The following is a 22,637-nucleotide window of genomic DNA, read 5'->3' on the forward strand; positions in this document are numbered from 1 at the left end:
ATTTCGGTGCCCAACGGCGCTACACGCTGTCCGCCAATGAAAAGTTGCTCATACGATGTCATGCTATAGTCCTTTTCCGAGTGTTGTCAGGCGGGGTGACCACGCCTGAACTCGAAATGAATATGGATGAGACACCGGGCTTTGTGACTAGCAGTAGGAGGCCATACTACTTGCGAAATCCGCCAATGGCTACGGCGAGAAAAATTGACATGCTCACACGGATAACTCCACGTTCAGGCGAGATATCCGCCGTCCACCACGATCTCGGCTCCGGATGGTAGGATGCATGATCCGATGCGGGAAACGACAGCGACTGATCAAAGGGATGACTGGGCGATAGCCTACATCCCAAGGGCACCCCTCTTGGCTTCTTCAACGAGTAATTCGACCATATGTCGAACTCGTGGAAGAAGATGTCGCGTGGCTGGCCATATCCCCCGATCGTCGCCGTCGATGGACTGGATGACATTGAGGGAGAAATCGTCGAGGAAAGTGAATCGACGGAAATCGCCGAGATGGCATATCCGGCATCACGGCCCCTGATTGAAACTGTGTTGCCTGCTGTTCCAGGCAGATGCCGCGCTCGAGGTAGATTGGCAGTTGGTTGCAGCCGGCTATGAACGAGGGTACCGAAACTGTGCCAGCCTTCCCGATTGAATCTGCCAGGTATCTTGGGCTTTGGAGAATACAAAAAGCATGGCCACCCGCGCGGAATAAATGGCTGACTTCATATCGTCACGCGGAAGAAAAGTTGCCGACAATACGTGAATATTGCCTGTCCACTTGTTACGACAAAGTGGTCAAATAATACCTTTGCTGAAAATGAAACACCCGTAAGGCCCAGGATCAGAGGTCCTGACAATCGCGAACGACTTTTTGGCTTCCTCGTAAAATTCGAAACGCTCCAGCGCCTCCATGGCGACGGGTCGCGACTCTGCGATATCAACGACGTTTTGGATCACTGAGAAAATTGGCACCTGAGCATCCGCATCGCCAACAACCTGCATCCGCTTGACCGGTGCGTCTATGAAGGTGTCCAGAGGGAAGAGCTTGAAAACGGCGGTTGCCAAACGCTCCAAGCCGCAACCGGAAACGTCGATAAGACGTCCGTAAGTCGTATGCCGCGCAATTGTCTGCGCCGGGTGATTGATGTCGCACAGGACCAATTGATCACCGTGCCCCATCAGCATCAACGCATGCACGAGTTCGGCATTCAAGATCGGATCGATACCTTTTAGCATTTGGTTCTCCTGCCATGTCGCGGGTCGGAACTTTACAAAATACATGAAAATTGTAATTCGGACAATTGCGTAATAGGTCTTAGACGGCGTTTTATCGTCCCTGCTACCAGTAGAGGTGCAATTGAACGCAATCACGGCGCCCGTCTGTGGCTATGGCGTCCACGAAATTAAAATTTTGCGCGAAGTGGCTAAAATGCACTTTACAATATTTGTCAACCATGTGAAGTTTGACTATCGGATGACGTCCTCCCAAGGAAAGTAGACGGTGGCGGCCGGGCTAAGGGCTCGAGCCGCCGCGGTCTTTCTGGAGGCCGATCAAACGTCGCGAGGAGTGCGCGACGCCGGAGGAGGAGAATATTTTGGCATCGATGAATATCGTCAATGTCGGCAAGGCCTATGGAAGCCTGACGGTGATCCATGGCGTTTCCGTCGAAATACCGGATGGCGAGTTTGTCGTCCTTGTGGGACCGTCCGGCTGCGGAAAATCGACGCTGTTGCGCATGGTAGCCGGTCTTGAGCCGATCAGCTTCGGAGACATCCTGATCGATGGCAAGGTGGTCAATGATCTGCCGCCCAAGGATCGCGACATCGCGATGGTGTTCCAGAGCTATGCGCTCTATCCACACAAGACAGTCGCCGAAAATATGGGCTTTGCGCTGAAGATGCGCGGCGAGACCAAGGCCGATATCGACAGCCGCGTGAAGAAGGCAGCCGACATTCTGGATCTGGCGCCTTATCTCGCCCGCTATCCCCGGCAATTGTCCGGCGGCCAGCGGCAGCGTGTGGCGATGGGCCGGGCGATCGTTCGCGATCCGAAGGTCTTCCTGTTCGATGAACCGCTCTCCAATCTCGATGCCAAGCTGCGCGTGCAGATGCGCGCCGAGATCAAGGAACTGCAGCGCCGGCTGGCAACCACAATGATCTATGTGACGCATGATCAGGTTGAGGCCATGACCATGGCTGACCGGATCGTGGTGTTGCGCGACGGTCGCGTTGAACAGATCGGCTCGCCCCTGACGCTCTACGACCGGCCTGCCAATACCTTCGTTGCGGGCTTTATCGGCTCGCCGTCGATGAACCTGATCAAGGGCCATATCCGCGCGTCGCAAACGCCGTTTTTCGAGACTGACGAGGGCATTCGGCTGCCGCTGGTTCGCGCGCCTGCGGGCTCGGACGGACAACCCGCCTATTACGGTATCCGGCCGGAGCATTTCACCCTTGGAGGCGATGTCAACGCCCGTGTGACAGTAGTGGAATCGACGGGATCCGAAACGCAGGTTTTTGCAAAACTCGGGCAGCAGAAGATTATCGGCGTCTTTCGCGACCGTGTTGAGGAGCCCTCGGACCATGTGCTCGCGATAACCCCGAACGCGGCTCTCGTCCATTTGTTCGACGGAGAGAGCGGATTGAGGCTCGACTAAAGTTTGGCTGGCGCTTCGAGGAGCAAGCGCCGGCAGCCACGAACCGTGGCGTTTATCAACGGGAGGAGCCCCACAATGAAAGTCAGTGATTTCGAGAGAATGATGGCCATAGGCCTTAGCCGGCGCGCTATTTTGAAGACGGGCGCAAGCCTGGGTGCCGTGGCTGCGGCGAGTGGCATGCTCGGATCGGTCGGCGCGGCCTTCGCGCAGGACGCGTCCCTGCGCAGCCAGATCCTGCAGATTCCGGGCGTCGGCAAGGGATCGCCGACGGATGCCGATTGGCAAAAGGTCGGCGAGATGTGCCTGGAGGCGACCAAGAAGAATGTCAGCCAAGGTGAATTCGCCGGCGTCGAACTTTCCTTCATGGGACTCAATAATCAGAACCTTCACAACGTCCTGTTTCGAGGCTTCCTGAAGCCATGGGAGGATTATACCGGTGCCAAGATCACCTGGATCGATCTCGCCCAGGCCGATTACAATCCGCGCCTGCAGCAGGCGATCGCCACCGGCACGGTCGATTTCGATATTCTGGAAATGGGCGCGCCGTTCGAGGGCGACGTCTGCGGCAAGGGGCTGGCCTCCGAAATGCCCGACTGGGTGAAGGCCCAGATCGATATGGACGACTATGTTGACTACCTCAAGGCGCCTGTCGGCACTTGGGATGGAAAGACCTACCGCATCTCGGTCGACGGCGACTGCCACAACTTCAACTACCGCACCGACTACTTCACCGATGCCAACCTTGCTAAAGCCTGGAAGGATGAGGGTCACGAGGGCGAATGGGGCGTTCCGAAAACCTGGCAGAAGGTTCAGGAGGTCACCAAATTCCTCAAGGGCAAGACAGTGGGCGGCATGGAGGCGGTCGGTTATCTCGATGCACCCAAGGCGTGGGGCGGATTCGGCTTTTACTTCCTCGGCAGCCGCGCCACGGCCTACGCCAAGCACCCCGACGACAAGGCCTGGCTGTTCGACACCGACACGATGAAGCCGCGCATCAACAACCCGGCCTGGGTCCGCGCCATTCAGGACGTCATTGATGCCCTGCCGTCGGAAGCCGGCGACCAACTCAATGCCGATCCGGGCACGACGGCCTTCCAGCAGTTTCTGGCCGGTACGGGTTCGATGGTTTCTTGGTGGGGCGACGTCGGTGCCAGCGCGCGCACCAGCGACTCGTCGGTCGTGGGCGATACCATCGGCTTCGATATCCTGCCGGGCTCGGACGATGTCTACAATGCCAAGACCGGTCAGTGGGACAAGTTGGCCAGCGGTCCGAACCATGCGCCGAACATGGCTTATCTCGGCTGGGGCGTCTATGTGATGGCGCGGGTCGACGCCGACGAGAAGAAGAAGAAGGCAGCATGGAGTGCCGCCGCCCATCTCGGCGGCAAGGATCTGGCGCTCTGGACGGCCGCATATCCGTCCGGCTTCCAGTGCTATCGCAAGAGCCAGTTCGACATCAAGGAATGGGTGTCGGCCGGTTACGACGAGGCCTTTATCAAGAGCTACCTCGATTCACAATCGAACTCCTACAACCATCCGAATGCTGCCATCGAGCCGCGTATTCCCGGTATCTTCCAGTATTACAGTGTCGCGGAAGACGAACTGGCGAAGGTGTTTGCCGGACAGGCAACGGCGCAGGCCGGGGCCGATGCCATCGCCGCCGCCTGGGAGAAGATTACCGACCAGCTGGGTCGTGACAAGCAGATCGCGCTCTACAAGGCCTCGCTCGGGCTCTGACGTCTCGCGTTTCAGGCGGCAGATCCGTGCCGCCTGAACTTTTGTCCTCTTCCGCTCGGTTTCTGCCCAAGGGTCTGCCCATGTCGCATACGATCACGCCTGCCGCCCGCCCCGTCAACCGGACCATGCTTCAGCGGGCGTCCGCCCGGAATGGCTGGCTGCTGTTTTTGGCCGCGACGGGGCTGTTGCTCGCCGTGCTGAGCTTGCAGGTTCTGGACGGTGCGGGCATCACCGCCATTGGGCTCGTCAGCTGGCGGCCGCTGCTCTATGCATATATCGTCTGGGCCATAGCACTGTGCGCGGTTCAGGTGATGATCCGCGGTGAGGCGGGCCAGCGCGCTGCATTCGTTCTCCCGGCGGTGCTGTTCACCGTCGCCATGGTGGTGTTTCCGACTGTCTTCGGTCTTTATATCGCCTTTACCGACTGGAACCTGAGTGCCGCCGCCGGACGGCGTTTCAATGGGCTCGACAATCTGCGCACGCTGTTTGCCGACGCCTACTACTGGAACGCGCTGCTCAACATGGTCTATTACGTCCTCTCGGTGCTGGTGCAATATGCCATCGCCTTCGGACTGGCACTGCTGCTCAACGCCGAGATCAAGGCGCGCAAATTTTTCCGGGTCGCCTTCCTGCTACCCCTGATGCTAAGCCCGGTGGCCGTCAGCTGGATGATCGGCAAGTCGCTGATGGAATACCGGTTCGGCCCGGCGGCAACGCTGGCGCGTCATCTTGGCTGGGACAATCCCGCCTTCTTTTCGACGCCGTGGCTGGCGCGCACCTCAATCATGGCTATGGATGCCTGGGTGTCGATCCCGTTCATGATGATCCTTCTGCTGGCGGGCCTTCAGGCACTCCCGTCCGAGATCAAGGAAGCGGCGAAGGTGGACGGGGCGTCAGGCTGGCAGAGTTTCAAGGAAATCACCTTTCCGCTGATGCTGCCCGTCAGCATGACTGTCATCATCCTGCGCATTATTTTCCAGCTCAAGCTTGCAGACATCGTCATTAACGTCACCGCCGGCGGACCGGGCGGAGCGACAGATACCGTATCGAGCTTCATCTTCCGCGAATATCGCGACCGCTCCAATGTCGGCTACGGCACCATGCTCGCGGAATTCTATCTGGTCATCATCATCATCCTCGTCGCGCTCATCCTCAAAGGGGCGAGCCGATGGATGCAACGCGAAAATTGAGGCACAGCTGATGGCGATCACCGCTAACATATCCGAAAAGCCGGGAAGCATGTGGTCCCGTCGGCCGCAGTTCCTGACCAGTAGCCTGCTGATCTATGCGGCTCTGGTATTCTGGGCCTTCGTTTCGCTCTTTCCGATCTACTGGACGATCACAACCTCGTTCAAGACAGCGGTCAACGTCACGCAGGGGCATCTGATCCCCTTCGTCGATTTCATGCCCGACTGGAAAGGCTGGCGCTCGCTCGGACTGTCGCCGGATACGATCTTTGCAGAATCGACCGTGCGCGACGAGTTTATCCGCCGGTTCTTCAACAGTATCGTCGCATCGGCCGGCGCCTCTTTCCTTGCCGTTCTCATCGGGTCTCTGGCAGCCTATGGCCTCAGCCGGTTTCCGTACAAATTCCTCTGGATGAAGAACAAGGACATCTCATTCTTCTTCCTGTCGCAATTGATCCTGCCGCCGGTTGTGCTCGCCATGCCGTTTCTGGTTCTCTACAAGCACCTGATGCTGCTCGACACGCTGGTCGGCCTCGTACTCGTCTATACACTGATGGTCCTACCGATCGTCATCTGGATCATGCGCGACCAGTTCGACACCATCCCGGTGGAGCTGGAGCAGGCCGCCATGGTCGATGGCTGCTCGATCTGGGGCGCCTTCATGCGGATCGTGTTGCCGATCGCGCTGCCCGGCATGGTCGCGGCCTTTATCCTGTCGGTCATTCTCTGCTGGAACGAGTATTTTTTCGCGGCACTGTTGACGAGTTCCAACGCCAAGACGTTGCCGGTGATGGTGGCAAGCCAGACGGGTTCGCAGGGGATAAACTGGTGGTCGATGGCCGCCATCGCCACGGCTGCAATCATGCCGCTGATCCTGATCGGGATCTTCCTAGAGCGCTATATCGTCAAAGGTCTGACTGCAGGTGCGGTGAAGTAGAAAGAAACTGGGAGGATTGTATGCTCAAGAACATTCATCCGGCATTGAACGGCGACGTGCTGCAAGCTTTGCGGTCCATGGGGCATGGCGACACGCTCGTGGTCTCGGACACCAATTTCCCGAGCGACAGTGTCGGTCGTCAGACGATGATCGGCCGGCCGCTGTCCATAGCCAATCTTTCGGCCCCGGAGGCAATCCGCGCTATCCTCTCCGTACTGCCGCTCGATACGCCGCTGCAGAATTCTGCCGGGCGCATGGAGGTGATGGGCGCGCCCGATGACATCCAGCCGGTACAGCAGGAGGTGCAGGCCGAAATTGACTGCGCGGAGGGCAAGCCGTCACCTATGTACGGCATCGAGCGCTTCGCCTTCTACGATCTGGCCAAGAGGGCCTATTGCGTGATCTCGACCGGCGAGACCCGTTTCTACGGCTGTTTCCTCTTCACCAAGGGTGTCATTCCACCCGTGGTCGCATGAGGGGCTTTGCATGGGAACCGGAGTTTCAATCCTCGGCATCTTCGTCGCCGATACGGCCTATCTCGCGCCGCGCCTGCCGGTCGTCGGGGAGACCATTGCCGGCAGTGGCTTTTCCGTCGGGCCGGGCGGCAAGGGCTCAAACCAGGCGGTTGCCGCGGCGCGGGCAGGGGCACAAGTGTCCTTCATCTCCAAGATCGGTCGCGACACGTTCGGCGATCTGGCTCTGAAAACCTATGAGCAGGCGGGCGTGACCGCGAAGCTGACCATTATGGACGATGAACCGACCGGGGCCGCCTTCATTTATGTCAACGACAGCACCGGCGACAATGCCATCATCGTCTATGCAGGTGCGGCCGGCACGATCGGCATTGATGATGTTGAGACGGCGCGCGAAACTATCGCACACTCCGCCGTGTTCGTCACACAACTGGAGCAGCCCGCCGAGGCCGCCCACCGGGCGCTTGATATTGCCCGAACCGCCGGCGTCACGACGATATTCAACCCGGCACCTGCTTGCGCATTTCCAGCGGAGATCTACGGGCTCTGCGACTATATCGTCCCCAACGAAACCGAGGCCGCCGCACTGGTCGGCTTTCCCCTCGACACGCTCGATGATGCGAAGCGGGCGGGCGACGTGTTGCTTTCGCGTGGCGTCACGGCTGCGGTCATCACGCTCGGTTCTCGCGGAGTGTTGTTCCACGATCGGGAGCAGTCGGTGCATGTGCCAGCAGTTGCCTGCGGCCCTGTCATCGATACGACGGGTGCTGGCGATGCGTTTGTTGGCGGCTTTGCGGCAGCGCTGGCGCGTGGCACGAACCCGTTCGATGCCGTCCGTTTCGGCTGCGCCACCGCTGGAATTGCCGTCACGCGACGCGGGACTGCGCCTGCAATGCCTCTGCTTTCCGAGATCGAAGCGCTCATGGCGCGCTGACACCGCCCTCCTGCCGGAGGGCGACCAAAACATACGGGACCTTTTCAAGGCCCAACGAACCACGGTGACCTCTTTTTTATGAGGAGGTTTTCGCGCGTCCGCTTGGCATTGGCGGGATAGTAGAAAACTCGTCGTTCCACGCAGGTGCCATAACGATTTGATGCACCGCACAACATTTGTAACCTTACAAATGGATATTATTTTGTGAAGTAACGTCAACAATGACCCAAGTGAGCCAGACCCGTGACCCAACTGAAATTCGCCACCCGACTGAATTCCTTCGCCTCGAAGCCGAAGGCGGAATGGCCTGATCTTTCCGGCAAGCCAACCATGTTGCAGATGGCGACCCGCGCTGCCAAGGTCGAGGGCCTGACCGATCTTGATCTCAATTATCCCGACCATGTTGCCGAAGACCCAACGCTTCTGGCCAGACAGATCGGCGATCTGGGCCTGGCTATCAATGGTTTCGCCATGCGCTACTACACCAATCCAGCATTCAAGATCGGTGCATTCACGAACCCCGATCCGGCGGTTCGCCGTGAGGCGGTCGATCTGACAAAGAAAGGGATCGACGCGACCCGCGCTGCCGGCAGCAATCTGATGACGCTCTGGCTCGGTCAGGACGGCTTCGATTATGCCTTTCAGGCCGACTACCATGCATTATGGCAACACGAAATAGATGGTATTCGTGAAGTTTGTGCCCATGATCCCGATTGCCTTGTTAGCATCGAATACAAGCCGAACGAACCGCGTTCCTACAGCCTGATGCCTGATGCCGCAACGACATTGCTGGCAATCAGGGATGTGGACATGCCAAATCTCGGCGTCACACTCGACTTCGCGCATGTGCTTTACGCTGACGAACAGCCGGCCTTTGCCGCAGCGCTGATCGCTCGCTACAGCCGTGTGCTCGGCGTCCACCTCAACGACGGATATGCCAAGCGTGACGACGGTCTGATGGTCGGCGCGGTGCATACCCAGCAAACGATCGAGCTTCTTCGTCAGATCCGGAAGGACGGCTATGCAGGCGCGATCTATTTCGACACGTTCCCCGACATGACGGGCCTCGACCCGGTGCACGAATGCGAGGTCAATATCCAGACCGTCAAGCGGATGCTTGGCATCGTGGATCGCCTCGAGCAGGACAATCGCCTCTCCGGCGCGATTGACCGACAGGACGCGGTTTCCGCGCAGGCCGTCATCCAGGAGCTGATGCTCGGCTGAGTGGCCAAAACGCTGGTAATCTTGAAACGACAAACCTTTGCAACCAAAGGCATGCCGAAGGCATGTCTGTTGAACCACCCGGGAGGAACCGATGAAGACCTTTTTGAAGACGACCCTTGCTGCCGGCGTCGCTGCCAGCTTCCTGTTCGGCGCAGCATTCGCGCAGGAGCTGGCGCCGCTCAATTCCGATACCGAAAAGGACCGCATGGACTGGTCGGAACTGGAAGCCAAGCTAGGTGCGTTACCGAAGCTTCCAGAGGGAACAAAGGCCGGCGCCGTTTCCAAGACGCTGACCAATGAATATTGGCGATCGCTGGGTGAAGGCTATGAGGCGTTCGGCAAGAAGGTTGGCGTGCCTGTCGTCTATCAGGCAGCACAGAGCGAAGGCGATCAACTCGGGCAGCTTACCATCGCAGAGGGCCTGATCACGCAGGGCTACAACGTGCTTCTGGTCTCCCCGCAGACGGACGCCAACCTGCAGCCGGTTATCGAACAGGCCAAGGCCGCCAACATTCCCGTCGTCAACGTCAACGACGCGGTCATCCCGCAGGCCGAACACTATGTCGGCAACGTACAGCGCGACAATGGTGTTCGCGTCGCCAAGTGGTTTATCGAGAACCGTCCCGAGGGCGGTAAGGTGGCAATTGTCGAAGGTCAGGCCGGCGTCTATGCCGCCGTGCAGCGCACCGATGGCTTCAAGACGACCATCAGCGAAGGCGGCAAGTTCGAAGTCGTCGCCAGCGTTCCGGGCAATTGGGATCGCCAGACGTCCTATGATGCCGCGACTAACATCCTCAACCAGCATCCCGACCTTGTCGGCTTTTATGCCAACAATGACGGTATGGCGCTTGGGATCGTGGAAGCGGTGAAGGCCACCGGTCTTGCCGGTAAGGTCGCCGTGTTCGGAACCGACGGGATCTCTGATGCATATGCGTCGATCAAGGCTGGCGAGCTCACCGGCACGGTGGACAGCTTTCCGGTTCTGACCGGCGAAGTTGCGCTGGAAACGGCGCTTCGTCTCGTGGCTGGTCAGAAGCTGCCGCGCGTCGTCGCGACCCCGCAGGCACTGATCACTGCCGACAATCTTAGCCGCTATCAGGGTGAAGGCGTAGATGTCCGCGCCGTGCTCATGGAAGACGCCAAGGCTGCCAAGTGACCAGCGAACGAGGAATGCCGGCCCGCAACGGCCGGCATTCACTTGCGGACCGGAAGGAATGGACCGATGACGTCGAGATTAAGATTTGAGACGATTTCCAAGAGTTTCCCTGGCGTAAACGCGCTGACGGATGTCTCGTTCGACGTTGCGCCCGGCGAGATTCATGGGCTTCTTGGCGAAAACGGCGCCGGCAAGTCGACGCTTTTGCGCATTCTCTCCGGCGTGTTCCGCCCAACCGCAGGCACCGTCTTCGTCGATGGCAAGGCGGTGGCCTTCAAAAAGCCGATGGATGCTCGCGCGGCCGGCATCGCCATGATTCATCAGGAACTGCAGCAGGTGCCACACTTAAGCGTCGCCCAGAATATGTTTCTCGGTCATTCACTGACCCATATGGGTGGATTGTTCGTTTCCCGCCGCGAGCAAGAGGCGCATGCTGCCGAAGCGTTGTCGATGATCGACAGGACCATCGATCCGGCAGCGCCGATCTCGTCGCTTAAGGTAGCGCAGCGCCAGATCGTCGAGATCGGTCGCGCGCTGCTCGACAAGGCGAAAGTCATCGCCATGGACGAGCCGACCTCAAGCCTAACGCCGAGCGAGTTTGACCGGCTGGCCGAGGTCATTGCCAGTCTTTCCGCAAGCGGCGTCTCGATCATCTATGTCTCGCACAAGATGGACGAGGTGTTCCAGATCTGCCAGCGGGCGAGCGTCATGCGTGATGGAAAGCTTGTCGGCATGGTCGATCTCAAGACGGCCTCGGAAAAGGACGTGATCGCGATGATGGTCGGTCGAGAGCTGATGCAGGAGGGACACAACTCCTTCGTCACCAACACGGTGAAGCTTGAAGCAAGGAATCTGTCTTCAGCCGCCAAGGTGCGTGACGTGTCGTTCACGTTGCACAAGGGTGAGGTGCTGGGCATCGCCGGGCTGGTGGGCTCCGGCCGCACAGAACTGTTGCGGCTGATTGCAGGCGTCGATCGCTTGAGCGCCGGGTCTATCCTCGTCGATGGTGCAACTGTCAATTTTGCAAATCCGCGCGATGCGATTGCGGCCGGTATCGGCCTCGTGCCAGAGGAGCGTAAGCGGGAGGGAATTATTCCGCTGCGCCCGGTCAGCACCAATATGGCGCTCGCCTCGCTCCCAAGTTTCTCATCCGCTGGCATGATCAGCACGAGAAAGCTTCGCGCCACTGCGCGCGATCTTCTGAAACGGGTCAATCTGCGGCCGTTCCAGCTGGATCGCCCCATCAGGCTGTTCAGCGGCGGCAACCAGCAGAAGGCGATCATCGCCCGCTGGCTGGCGGCGAAATCGCAGATCCTTCTGTTCGACGAGCCGACCCGCGGTATCGATGTCGGCGCCAAGTCTGAAATCTACCATCTGATCGAAGATCTCGCCCGCGAAGGCCATTCAATCATCGTCGTGTCATCCGAACTTCCGGAGGTGATCAGGCTTTCGAACCGCGTGCTGGTCATGCGGGACGGGCAGATTGCAGCGGACATTCCGCGCGACCAGCTGACCGAAAGCGCGATCGTCGCGCACGCCATTCCAGGCGCCGCTGGCGGAGCAGCCGATGCCCGCGCCGTGCGGCCAGCGTGAAATTGATAGGACAAATCATGACCACTTCAAATGTACCAACAGAGACCGGCCCGGCTTTTCGCCGCTTCTCCTTTGCGCTGCGCGATGCCGGAACCCTGATCGGCCTCGTCGTCATCATGGCGGTGTTTGCCACGCTTGTTCCCGGCTTCCTGTCGGAGCGCAACCTTGCCAACATCCTGCAACAATCGAGCATCAATGCATGTCTGGCGCTCGGTATGACGCTGGTGATCATTTCGGGGGGCATTGATCTTTCGGTTGGCCCGACGGCGGCGATCTCCGCCGTTATCACCGCCACCCTGTTGCTCGGCGGCACACCGGTCCCGCTGGCGATCCTTGCCGGCCTTGGCGTCGGTGTCATCTGCGGCTTCATCAACGGCGCGCTCGTCGCCTATGTCGGATTGCAACCCTTCATCGTTACGCTGGGTACGCTCAGCACTTACCGGGCCATTGCGCTGATCTATACCGGCGGCAATCCTGTTCTCGGCATTCCGCCGGGCTTCCGGTCGCTGTTCAATGGCAATCTCTTCGGTATTCCAACGCCCGTCCTCATCGTCGCGGTCGTCGCTGTAGCTGCCTGGATCCTTCTCAAGAAGACGCCCATCGGCGAATATTTGATGGCTGTCGGTGGCAACGAGGAAGCGGCCTATGTCGCAGGCGTTCCGATCGCCCGGACCAAGATCACGGCTTACGTTATATCCGGCGGTCTGGCGGCACTCGCCTCGCTAATCCTGATCGGCCGTCTCGGAGCCGCCGAGCCGATCCTCGGAAATCTATGGGAGCTTGATGCGATTGCAGCTGCAGCCATCGGTGGTGCCTCGCTTATGGGAGGAAAGGGCAGCATTCTTGGCACCATTCTCGGTGCTATCATCCTTGGCGCGATGCGCAACGGATTGACGCTGATGAATGTCCAGGCCTTCTATCAACTGCTCGCCACCGGCCTTATAATCCTCGTCGCAATGATGATTGACCGCGCGACACGCGGACGGGGATAGGGGACCGGCATGAACACTGAAAGCTTCGACACGAAGGCCGTGGGGCCGCGCATCCGTATGATGATGCCGCTTTTGACGCCGCTCGAAGCCAAGGTGGTCGATACCGTATTCGCCATGCGCGATTTTAGCGACGAGACTTCGTTGAAACAAATTGCGGAAAACGCCGGCGTTTCGGAAGCCATGGTGGTGAAGATCACCAAGAAGCTCGGCTTCTCCGGCTTTCGGGACTTCCGCTCTGCCGTTAGCCAGTACAACCGCCAGCCGACGGCGGAGATGCACCAGGAACTCTCTGTCGACGATACCTCGCTTGAAATCGTCCAGAAGGTGTTTCGTACCTCGATCCATGCGCTGGAGGAAACGCTTGCCATTCTCGACATGGCGGCATTCGATCAGGCCGCCGATCTGATCCACAAGGCTGCGACACGCGATTTCTACGGGGTCGGCGGCTCGGCCCAGATCGCACGGGATGTCGCCCACAAGTTCCTGCGGATCGGCGTGCGCGCCAGCGTCTTCGATGATTCGCACATGATGCTGATGTCAGCCTCGCTGCTGACAGAGGGCGATATAGCGATCGGTTTCTCCCATTCCGGTAACACCATTGCTGTGATTGAGGCGATCCAGCTTGCCCGCAAGAACGGCGCGCACACGATCGCGATCACCAACTACGATTCATCCGCACTTGCCCAATCCGCCGATGTGGTTTTGTGTTCCACAGCGCAGGGCTCACCTCTGATGGGTGAAAATGCCGCCGCCCGCATCGCACAGCTCAATATTCTCGATGCCATTTTCGTCGCCGTCGCCCAGCGCGACTATCAGGCGGCCGAGCGCAACCTCGAACGCACAATGTCCGCTGTCACATCCAAACGAAGAGATCGCCTTTCATGACATCCCAGCCTCTTGTCACCGTCTTTGGCAGCCTCCACTACGATATCGCCGTCTTCGGCCCGGACCGGCCACGCAAGGGCGAAACGGTGACTGGAACATCCTGGCATCCTAAAAGCGGCGGTAAAGGTGGAAACCAAGCGGTTTCAGCCGCCCGTGCCGGGGTATCCACATCGATGATCGGCGCCGTCGCCGATGACGAATTCGGTCGGTTTCTCATCTCGAATCTTGATCGGAAGAATGTCGATCACACCTTTGTTCGGCGCCATGCATCCAACGCGACGGGCATGAGCGTCGCGATTTTTGATGCAGAGGGCGACTATGGTGCCGTTATCGTGTCGGGAAGTAACTTGACGCTTGATGAGCACGACGTTCTGGCCGCTGGTGATCTGCTGGACAGGACCACTATTCTCGTTCTTCAAAACGAAATCCCCGACGTAGCCAATGTCCTGGCAGCACGAGCAGTCAGGAAGGCCGGTGGGCGTGTTCTGATCAATGCTGCCCCGGCGCGGGTGCTGTCGAGCGATCTCCAACAGCTCGTCGATATCGTCGTCGTCAACGCCATCGAGGCTGAAATGCTGGCAGGTGTTCCCGTCGTCGAGACTCTTGACGGCGCGCTTGAGGCCGCTAGGAAGCTCGTTCATCTCTTCCCCGAGGTGGTCGTCACGGCCGGTGGCTCGGGTGTCGCTTATGCAAACCGCAAGAGAGACGAAATCTCCATTGAAGCCGTCAAGGTGAAAGTCGAAAGCACTCACGGAGCAGGCGACGAGTTCATCGGGGTCCTTGCTGCGGAGCTAGCATCCGGAAAGACGATGGAAGCAGCGCTTCGGAAGGCCAATTTGCAAGCCGCAACACTGGTCGGCACGCCGGAAGGGAAACGTCGTGCATGAGGTTTGGCTTAAAGATGACGCATTCCGTTCTTCGAATTCTCCCCAGAGGAGGTTCGTTGGAAACTGAATCTGACCGAAGGGATGGCGCGGAGATCATGCCAATCGTTGGAGAAGATACGCCGTAGATGGCCTAGTTGAAGCGATTTTGGGGCTCCAGTAAGTGAAAACGCCTTGTCGTTGGTTCACATATTAACAAGCGCGTTGGTTCCAGATCATACGCTCACAGGTGCGTAAGCAAAGCTGAGGGTTGGGTATCTGACGCCTCGGCGAAGATATTGGAAGGTTGCTTTCGCCGACGCGCTCTTGGTTGCTGGAAGAACAATGCGGACAAGTGTCATCTGGATTGCGTAGATTTTCTAATAAATTCACCGATAATTCTAAATTGCCCTAATTTTTTGTCCATCCTACTTTTGGAACAGAGGCCGCTGTGGGAGGCGGCTGAGAGAGGCGCAGGCATGTTGCCGCGTTCTCCGGGAGGAGACAAGACTGTCGTCGGCACCGTCTTTGCGGAGGGGTATCTGTACCCGAAATCCGGGAGGATGCACGCTGCTGATGGTGGCTCCGGCCGGGCTCTCCTGAGAGGTATTCCCCAGCCGAGGATTTTGAAATGAATCTCTACTCACTGCTTTCTCTGCGCGCAGCCGACGGACGCCCCGTCAGGGTGGGCCTGATCGGCGCCGGAAAATTCGGTTCCATGGTCATGGCCCAGGCGCAGAAGATCCTGGGCCTTCACCTGGTCGCCGTCGTCGATCTTGACGTCGGCAAGGCGAAGGAATCGATGAGCCGTGTCGGTTGGCCGAAAGAGCGCTATGCGGCCAGCAGCTGCGGCGATGCGATCAAGAACGGCACCACCTTCGTCACCGATGACGTCAAGGCGCTGTTCGAATGCGGCGAGATCGAATGTGTCATCGAAGCGACGGGGCATCCGATCGCCGGGACCCGACATGCGCTCGGCGCCATCGAACACAACAAGCATGTCGTCATGGTCAATGTCGAAGCTGATGTCATGGTCGGGCCGATCCTGGCCGAAAAGGCGCGTGCAAAGGGCCTGATTTATTCGATGGCCTATGGCGACCAGCCAGCCCTGATCTGCGAACTTGTCGACTGGGCTCGCGCGACCGGCTTCGAGATTACCTCGGCCGGCAAGGGTATGAATTTCGAGCCGCGCTATCGCTACTCCACGCCCGATACGGTCTGGGGCCTGTTCGGCTGGACCGAGGAACAGGTCGCCGCGGACAACCTCAATCCGAAGCTCTACAATTCCTTCACCGACGGCACCAAGGCAGCGATCGAAATGGCCGCGGTTGCCAATGGTACCGGGCTCGATTGCCCGGACGACGGGTTGGCCTTTCCGCCAGCCGGTCTGCATGATCTGGCGCGCGTGTTCCGCCCGGTCTCCGATGGCGGCCGCATGGCGCGCTCGGGCCTGGTCGATATCGCTGCCAGCCAGGAGCCGGATGGTCGCGAGGTGTTCAACAACATTCGCTATGGCGTGTTCGTCACCTTCAAGGCGCATAATGAATATGCCCGTGCCTGCTTCAAGCAATACGGCCTGCTGACCGATCCGTCCGGCTGGTACGCCTCCATGTGGCGTCCGTTCCACATCATCGGCCTTGAGACGTCGATCAGCGTTCTGTCGGCCGTGCTGCGCAACGAGCCGACCGGTTGCTCCAAGGAGTTCCGCGGCGATGCCGTGGCGACTGCCAAAAAGGATATGCAGCCTGGCGAAATGCTGGATGGCGAGGGCGGCTACGCCGTCTGGGCAAACGCCATCCCGGCAAGCCGCAGCCTTGATCTCAAGGCGCTGCCGATCGGCCTTGCCCACAACGTCAAGCTCAAGCGCCCGATCAAGAAGGATCAGATCGTGTCCTTCGATGATGTTGAGATCGTCAATGACCTAGACGTGGTCAAGCTGCGCCGCGACATGGAAGATCGTTTCCGTCCGGCCAAGATCGCAGCCGAGTGAGCGAGGCGATGGATATGAACCGCCAGGCTTTTGTCGTGATCGCGGAATTTCAGGTGAAGCCGGGCAAAATGCCGGCTTTCCTGGACGTGGCCCGGGATGACGCGAAACATTCCGTTGCCGACGAGCCGGGCTGCCGGCAGTTCGACGTGATCTGCGCGGAAGGCTCGGATGACACGGTTGTGTTCTATGAAGTCTACGACAGTCGCGCAGACTTCGACCTACATCTGGAAACGTCGCATCTGGCACGTTTCCGTGATGCTTTCCCACCGTTAATCGTCGAAGAGCGCCCCGTTCGCTTTTCGACACGGCATTATCCTTGAGCGGGAAGGGGTGGACAGATGAATGATACCACCATCGCCGTCATCGGCACCGGCATCATGGGCGCGCCGATGGCAGGTCGCCTCGCCGAAGCCGGATTCAAGGTCACGGCCTGGAACCGGACGCCGGACAAAGCGGCGGCGCTGCACGACAGGGGCGTTGCCACTGCCGGCACTGTCGTCGAAGCGGTGGAAGACGCCGATGTTGTGATTTGCATGCTAAGCTCCGGCCCTGTCTGCGAAACATTGTTGATGGGTGAAGACGGTGTCATAGCCGCGATGCGGCCGGGATCGACCCTGCTCGTCATGAGTTCGATCCCGGTCGAAACGGCAGTCGCCCTGTCCAAGGCGGCTTCCGCTCGTCAGATCGCCGGTCTCGACGCTCCGGTCTCCGGTGGCGAAAAAGGCGCCAGGGATGGAACGCTTGCCATCATGGCGGGCGGAGACGCCGCGGTCGTCGATCGTCTTCGGCCGCTGTTTTCCTGCCTTGGCCGGGTAACGCATGTCGGCCCGTCGGGAAGTGGCGCGCTGACAAAACTCGCCAACCAGCTGATCGTCGCCTCGACGATCTGTGCGGTCGCCGAAGCGCTGACGCTTGCACAAAGCGGGGGCGCCGACCCGGCCCGGGTTCGTGAGGCATTGCTCGGCGGATTCGCCGATTCCACGGTCTTTCGCCAGCATGGCCTGCGTATGGTGGAGGGCAATTTTCAGCCGGGCGGTCCGGCGAAATACCAGGTGAAGGATACATCGACGGCATTGGGTTTTGCTCGAAGCCGTGGATTGACGCTTCCGGTCAGCGAGGAGGTTGACCGGCTTTTCCAGGCCATGGTGAATCATGGTGATGGAGAGCTCGACCACAGCGGCGTCATTCTTGAACTGCAACGCATGAATGCGGGTGGAGGCAACTCCGCCTGTTGTAAATCGTGAATCAAATGGGAGGAATGAAATGAAACACTTCGCACTTTGCAGCCTGCTGGCAGCCGCCACCATGCTCACCACATCGTTTGCTCAGGCCGAGACGCTGACCTTGTCGACGCCGGATCCGGATACATCGGAGATCACCGTTGCCGCCAACAAGTTTGCGGAGCTTGTCTCAGCCAAGACCAATGGCGAACTGACCATCAAGGTCTTCCCGAATGGCACGCTGTATGGCGGTGATCCATCGGCTGCCGTCAAGCAGCTGGCCGGCGGCTCGTTGGACATGCTGGTCCTGGCGACATCGCTCTATGCGAATTTCAATCCGAAATTCTCCGCCATCTCCATTCCCTATCTTTTTGACGACGAGGCGCAGCTCCGGAGCTACCTTTCCGGCGAGCAGGGACAGGAGCTGATTGCCGATCTCGGCACGATCGGTATCAAGGGCGTCAATCTCTGGCCGCGGCCGTTTCGCCAGATGACCAATTCCAAACATCCGATCGAAAAGCCCGAAGATCTTGTCGGCCTGAAATTCCGCGTGCCCAACAACCCGCTCTGGGTCGAATTCTTCAAGAAGATGGGAGCTGCACCGACGCCGATGGCCTTCGCCGAAGTCTACAACGCCCTGCAGCTGAAGGTCGTCGACGGTCAGGAAAACCCGATCAATGTCCCGCTCAGCGCGAAGTTCTTCGAAGTGCAGAAGTACGCCTCGATCACCAACCATATGGGTGACGGTTGGGTGCTGGGCATCAACCCGGCCAAGTTCGAGGGCCTGAGCGACGCACACAAGAAGGCGATCGAGGAAGCCGGCAAGGAAGCCGAAGCCTGGAAGGTTGAAAACGACGCGGCAACCGCCGAAAGCACGATTGCCGAACTGCAGAAAAACGGCATGGAAGTCAACCGTTTGACCCCGAAGCAGCAGAAGGCATTCGTCGCGATCTCGAAGGAGCTGTACCCCGTCTTTGCCGGCCTGGTAAAGGATCAGGCATTCTTCGACAAGACCATCGCTGCCGTCGGCAAGAACTGATCCGCAGGCCCCCACCGGATCGGCCGCAAGGTCGATCCGGACAGGAGAACATGCCATGTCAAAAAGTCCCTCATTGTTGGGCAAGCCCCTCAAGGGTGCCACCGATTTTGCCGCCGGGATTGCCGTGTTCGGCGTGCTGCTTGTCGTTCTGCTTCAGGTGTCCAGCCGCCTCCTCGGTTTGCCGGTCTCGTGGACGGAGGAAGCGACCCGCTATCTTTTCGTCTGGATGATTTTCCTTGGTCTTGCTGCCGGTTTCAGAACGGTCGAGACCGCACGCGTCACCGTTCTGATCGCCATGATGCCGGCTTTCATCCGTCGACTGTCCGTACCGATCTACGTGGTCAGTTCGGTGGTCTTTTTCGCCCTGACGGGGTGGACCGGTTATCATCTCGTCCAGCAGCAATTGATTATGAACGAGACCGCTGCGACCCTTGCCATACCCATGTGGCTGATCGGCACGATCATGCCGCTCAGTTCAATCCTTGGCGTTCTGGCCATCGTTGAATCGCTGAGAACCCGTCGTGACCTGATCGAGCTTCCGGACCCTCTCCAGGGCATGCCGCAACTCACCCTCGCTGAACACACCACGCCAAAGCCGGAGAAGCAGCCATGAGCCTCGTTCTTCTCGCCCTTTTCCTGATCATGAGCGCTCTTGGGGTTCCTCTTGCCGTCGCGCTCGGACTGGCCAGCGTCGCCGCGATCCTCTTCTTCACATCGACGCCGATCGATCTTCTGGCGCAGAGCATGTTCTCCGCCATGAATTCGTTCCTCCTCGTCGCCGTGCCTCTGTTTATCCTGGTGGGCGTGCTCATGGAGCGGGGCAGGGTCGCCGAGAAGCTGTTCGATTTTGCGGAAGCGATTGTCGGTTGGCTGCCGGGCGGCCTTGGCCACGTCAATGTTGCCTCCTCCGTGATCTTCGGCGGCGTATCGGGTTCGTCGGTCGCAGACATCGCTTCGATCGGTGCGATCGAGATCAAGGCCATGGAGCGCCATGGTTTCCCCAAGGGCTATGCCGTTGGCATGACGCTCTGCACCTCGACGCTGTCATCGATCATTCCGCCGTCGATCCTCATCGTGATCGCCGGCTCGATTGCCAATGCCTCGATCGGCACGTTGCTGGTCGCCGGCCTCATACCCGGCCTTTTCATCGCGCTGATGCTGATGGTGTTCAACCACATCTATGCGGTGCGCCACGGCTACAATCCGCCGACGCCGTTCAATGTCCGCCGGGTTGTCACCACCGGCATTGCTGCGATCCTGCCAATGCTGACGCCCGTCATTCTGCTGGTCGGCATTGTCGACGGCTATTTCACGCCGACCGAGGCGGCAGGCATTGCTGTGCTCTACACTCTGTTTCTCTCGGTTGTTTTGTACCGGACAATCTCGCTTGGTGAGTTGCCGGGCATCTTCGTCGAAACGGCCCGCACATCGGGCACGATCCTGTTCATCGCGGCGACCGCCAAGCTTGCGGCCTGGGTGTTCACCTATGACGGCCTGCCGGCGCAGGTTGCAACGTTCCTGAGTGCGATCAGCAGCGGACCGACCATGGCACTGGTACTGATTTTTTTCTTTCTGATCGTCGTCGGCATGTTCATGGATGCGATCGCCGCCATGTTCATCCTGATCCCTGTTCTGTTGCCACCGGCGGTTTCACTTGGTGTCGATCCCATCCACTTTCTCATCGTCATGGTCATTACGCTGACGCTTGGTCTGGTGACGCCGCCAGTCGGCGTTTGTCTCTTCGCCGTGGCGCAGGTGGCAAAAATGTCGATCGAGGACGTCATCAAGGGTTCGCTTGCGCCGATGTCCATCCTCGTGGCAGCGATCCTCGCCCTGGTGCTGTTCCCGCAACTGACACTGATGCCGATCCGGCTGCTGGGTCTCTATTGAGATGGCCGTAACGAACTTGAACCCCACGGCAACTTCACGGACGTCATTGGGGTTGCCGGAACCGGAAGATCCGAAATCGGCAGGTCGTTGGCGGCAAGGTTCGAAGGCGTTTTTCTCGAGGCTGACGATTGCATTCGGCGGGGAATGTCGAGCGCATGCGGTCTGGCTTCTCGCTCACGGATGACTTGCGCGTTCCGTGGTTGAACGCGGTGTACGATCGAGCCCTGTCGTTGCGGCAAAGGTCGGTGATCATTTCCGGCTCGGCGGTTAAGCGCAGTCATGGAGAATGCCGTCGTCTGGTTGAATGCCGTGACGGGCTCAGCCTGAAAGGGCGCCCAGCGGATGCGCCAGTTGCCAGATGTCCCGTTCGCCACGCAACCAGTCCAGGAACAGTCGGACCTTCTTCTGGCGCAAATGATCGCGCGGACAAACGATCCATTGGGTCACTATCCGAACGACCGGTGGTGAGACCACGGGGCAGACCAGCCGCCCGCTCTTGATTTCCTCACCCATCATCAACGTGCTTTCGAGCGCTATTCCCATACCGCGCACGGCAGCATCGATCGCCATATGGCTGCGGTCGAACAGGACCCGGCGCCAGCGCTCCTCCGGCTTGATACCTGCAAGCGGAAACCAGGTCGTCCACTGGGCCTGAGATTTCGCCGAATGTATCAGGCGCCGGTGCAGCAGATCTTGCGGCGTCTGGCTGCCGGCTGCGGCATAGTCGGGGGAGCAGACGGGATAGAATTGCTCTTCCGCAATGCCTTCGACAAAAAGGCCCGGCCAGCGGCCGTCCCCATGCCGCAGCTCGAGGTCGACAAGTTCCTGATTGAAGTCGGTCGGCTCGTTCGTGCCGTCGAGACGGATTTCCATATCAGGGTGGTGGTCGAGAAAGTCACCAAGCCGCGGCAGCAGCCATTTGTTGGAAAGGGTCGGTGTGGCGCGGATGGTCAGCGTCTCGACCGAACGAAAGCCGCGGATGGTGCCGGTGGCCTCCTCAATGTGCTCGATCTGGTCGGCAATCATCGAGAAGTAACGCTCGCCGGCTTCCGTCAGCGCAATGCCGCGTCCTGCTTTTGCCAGCAGGGTTACACCGAGCTGAACCTCGAGGACCTGGATCTGCTGGCTCACGGCTGAGGGCGTGACGCTCAGCGCCTCGGCCGCCCGCGATATGCTGCCGGCGCGGGCTGCCGTGTGGAAGACCAATATTGCCTTGATTGGAAGCTGCATTTTTGTCCACTGCCGGTTTGGGCCGAACCCAAGTGTCTATCTGGAAGAAACGAAACGATCGCGTCAATAGCTGAACCAGGCCCACCATGCCATTGTCAGCGACGGATAACACAATGCTGCAATGCAAAAATCGCGTTTCATTCTTGTCATGCCGTGAGGCAAGATGTGCTGGACTTATAGACATGAGGTATCTTGTGATGAAGCTGGTTCAGCAATCGAAATTCGCGACGATCCGCCAAAAGATGTGGATTGCAATGGTGTCTTCGCGCGAGCGGGAGGTCAGACGGGTACTGCAAGAGCGTGGCCTCGAAAAATAAGACCAAGTGTGCCGTTTCCGATCCGTCCGATTTTAGAGCGGCGGTGCAAAAGTCGGCCAGGTAACGGTGGAATAGTGTTCCCCATAGGGACAGAGTAAAATCCGGCCACCTATCTTCTTTCTGCATTGAATGCAGGAGGGAGCAGGGGATCTACGCCTTGGAATTATATTTGAAGGTTTGCCTAGGCCGTAGACTCATAACGATCTGATCCAAATTCTCGCTGCTGCCAATTTGACGGCGGCGAGAAAGTTCATCGGGTCTTTGTCGTAACGGGTGGCGATGCCTCTGAACTGTTTGAGTTTGCTGAA

General features: G+C 59.0%; 20 protein-coding genes and 1 pseudogene. 18 read left to right on the top strand and 3 right to left on the bottom strand.

Translation table 11 applies throughout. The annotated features are described in order from the left end of the window. Positions 1–800 precede the first annotated feature (800 nt). Positions 801–1,241 carry an RbsD/FucU domain-containing protein gene (locus GVK95_RS24750; protein ID WP_159953349.1) on the bottom strand — a complete coding sequence of 147 codons (441 nt, stop codon included), beginning with the start codon at positions 1,239–1,241 and terminating at the stop codon, positions 801–803. Positions 1,242–1,600: 359 nt separating this feature from the next. Between GVK95_RS24750 and ugpC the strand changes: the two genes are divergently transcribed. From ugpC to GVK95_RS24840, 18 genes are all read left to right on the top strand, one after another. Beyond that, positions 1,601–2,662: a sn-glycerol-3-phosphate ABC transporter ATP-binding protein UgpC gene (gene ugpC, locus GVK95_RS24755; RefSeq protein ID WP_159953350.1), complete on the top strand. Its 1,062-nt coding sequence runs from the start codon at positions 1,601–1,603 to the stop codon at positions 2,660–2,662. A 75-nt stretch (positions 2,663–2,737) separates the two neighbouring features. Beyond that, positions 2,738–4,399, top strand: coding sequence for a sugar ABC transporter substrate-binding protein (locus GVK95_RS24760; protein WP_159953351.1), 1,662 nt, complete (start codon positions 2,738–2,740; stop codon positions 4,397–4,399). An 80-nt stretch (positions 4,400–4,479) separates the two neighbouring features. Further along, complete coding sequence (locus GVK95_RS24765; protein WP_159953352.1) at positions 4,480–5,589, top strand: sugar ABC transporter permease; 1,110 nt, start codon at positions 4,480–4,482, stop codon at positions 5,587–5,589. Between the two features lie 10 nt (positions 5,590–5,599). Next, positions 5,600–6,523 carry a carbohydrate ABC transporter permease gene (locus tag GVK95_RS24770; protein WP_159953353.1) on the top strand — a complete coding sequence of 308 codons (924 nt, stop codon included), beginning with the start codon at positions 5,600–5,602 and terminating at the stop codon, positions 6,521–6,523. Positions 6,524–6,543: 20 nt separating this feature from the next. Beyond that, positions 6,544–6,999: an RbsD/FucU family protein gene (locus GVK95_RS24775; RefSeq protein WP_159953354.1), complete on the top strand. Its 456-nt coding sequence runs from the start codon at positions 6,544–6,546 to the stop codon at positions 6,997–6,999. A gap of 10 nt (positions 7,000–7,009) precedes the next feature. Next, positions 7,010–7,930, top strand: a complete 921-nt coding sequence (gene rbsK, locus GVK95_RS24780; RefSeq protein WP_159953355.1) for a ribokinase — start codon at positions 7,010–7,012, stop codon at positions 7,928–7,930. A 252-nt stretch (positions 7,931–8,182) separates the two neighbouring features. Continuing rightward, complete coding sequence (locus GVK95_RS24785) at positions 8,183–9,154, top strand: TIM barrel protein (protein ID WP_200844378.1); 972 nt, start codon at positions 8,183–8,185, stop codon at positions 9,152–9,154. 91 nt (positions 9,155–9,245) lie between these two features. Then, positions 9,246–10,310: a substrate-binding domain-containing protein gene (locus GVK95_RS24790; protein ID WP_159953357.1), complete on the top strand. Its 1,065-nt coding sequence runs from the start codon at positions 9,246–9,248 to the stop codon at positions 10,308–10,310. 66 nt (positions 10,311–10,376) lie between these two features. Next, positions 10,377–11,903 (top strand): sugar ABC transporter ATP-binding protein, encoded by a 1,527-nt coding sequence (locus GVK95_RS24795; RefSeq protein ID WP_159953358.1) that lies wholly within the window; start codon positions 10,377–10,379, stop codon positions 11,901–11,903. Between the two features lie 17 nt (positions 11,904–11,920). Next, complete coding sequence (locus GVK95_RS24800; protein WP_159953359.1) at positions 11,921–12,895, top strand: ABC transporter permease; 975 nt, start codon at positions 11,921–11,923, stop codon at positions 12,893–12,895. Between the two features lie 9 nt (positions 12,896–12,904). Then, a complete protein-coding gene (locus GVK95_RS24805; protein ID WP_159953360.1) occupies positions 12,905–13,780 on the top strand; it encodes a MurR/RpiR family transcriptional regulator in 876 nt (291 codons plus the stop codon). After that, positions 13,777–14,667 (top strand): ribokinase, encoded by an 891-nt coding sequence (locus GVK95_RS24810; protein WP_159953361.1) that lies wholly within the window; start codon positions 13,777–13,779, stop codon positions 14,665–14,667. Before GVK95_RS24805 ends, GVK95_RS24810 begins: the two co-directional genes overlap by 4 nt. A 607-nt stretch (positions 14,668–15,274) precedes the next feature. Then, entirely contained in the window at positions 15,275–16,633 is a 1,359-nt protein-coding gene (locus tag GVK95_RS24815) for an SAF domain-containing protein (RefSeq protein ID WP_159953362.1), read from the top strand. A 14-nt stretch (positions 16,634–16,647) separates the two neighbouring features. Next, positions 16,648–16,953 (top strand): putative quinol monooxygenase, encoded by a 306-nt coding sequence (locus tag GVK95_RS24820; RefSeq protein ID WP_159953368.1) that lies wholly within the window; start codon positions 16,648–16,650, stop codon positions 16,951–16,953. 18 nt (positions 16,954–16,971) lie between these two features. Continuing rightward, positions 16,972–17,877, top strand: a complete 906-nt coding sequence (locus tag GVK95_RS24825) for an NAD(P)-dependent oxidoreductase (RefSeq protein WP_159953363.1) — start codon at positions 16,972–16,974, stop codon at positions 17,875–17,877. A 19-nt stretch (positions 17,878–17,896) separates the two neighbouring features. Further along, a complete protein-coding gene (locus GVK95_RS24830) occupies positions 17,897–18,892 on the top strand; it encodes a DctP family TRAP transporter solute-binding subunit (protein WP_159953364.1) in 996 nt (331 codons plus the stop codon). Positions 18,893–18,947: 55 nt separating this feature from the next. Further along, positions 18,948–19,505 (top strand): TRAP transporter small permease, encoded by a 558-nt coding sequence (locus GVK95_RS24835; RefSeq protein ID WP_159953365.1) that lies wholly within the window; start codon positions 18,948–18,950, stop codon positions 19,503–19,505. After that, complete coding sequence (locus GVK95_RS24840; RefSeq protein WP_159953366.1) at positions 19,502–20,782, top strand: TRAP transporter large permease; 1,281 nt, start codon at positions 19,502–19,504, stop codon at positions 20,780–20,782. The genes GVK95_RS24835 and GVK95_RS24840 overlap by 4 nt, the downstream gene beginning before the upstream one ends. Before the next feature lie 318 nt (positions 20,783–21,100). Here the strand turns inward: GVK95_RS24840 and GVK95_RS24845 are convergent, their stop codons facing one another. Together GVK95_RS24845 and GVK95_RS24850 are read right to left on the bottom strand one after the other, a co-directional pair. After that, entirely contained in the window at positions 21,101–22,012 is a 912-nt protein-coding gene (locus tag GVK95_RS24845; protein WP_159953367.1) for a LysR substrate-binding domain-containing protein, read from the bottom strand. A gap of 511 nt (positions 22,013–22,523) precedes the next feature. Next, positions 22,524–22,637: pseudogene (locus GVK95_RS24850) on the bottom strand (IS5/IS1182 family transposase); the annotation flags it as partial.

The organism is Rhizobium sp. 18065 (genome assembly GCF_902706095.1).
GTDB lineage: Bacteria > Pseudomonadota > Alphaproteobacteria > Rhizobiales > Rhizobiaceae > Allorhizobium.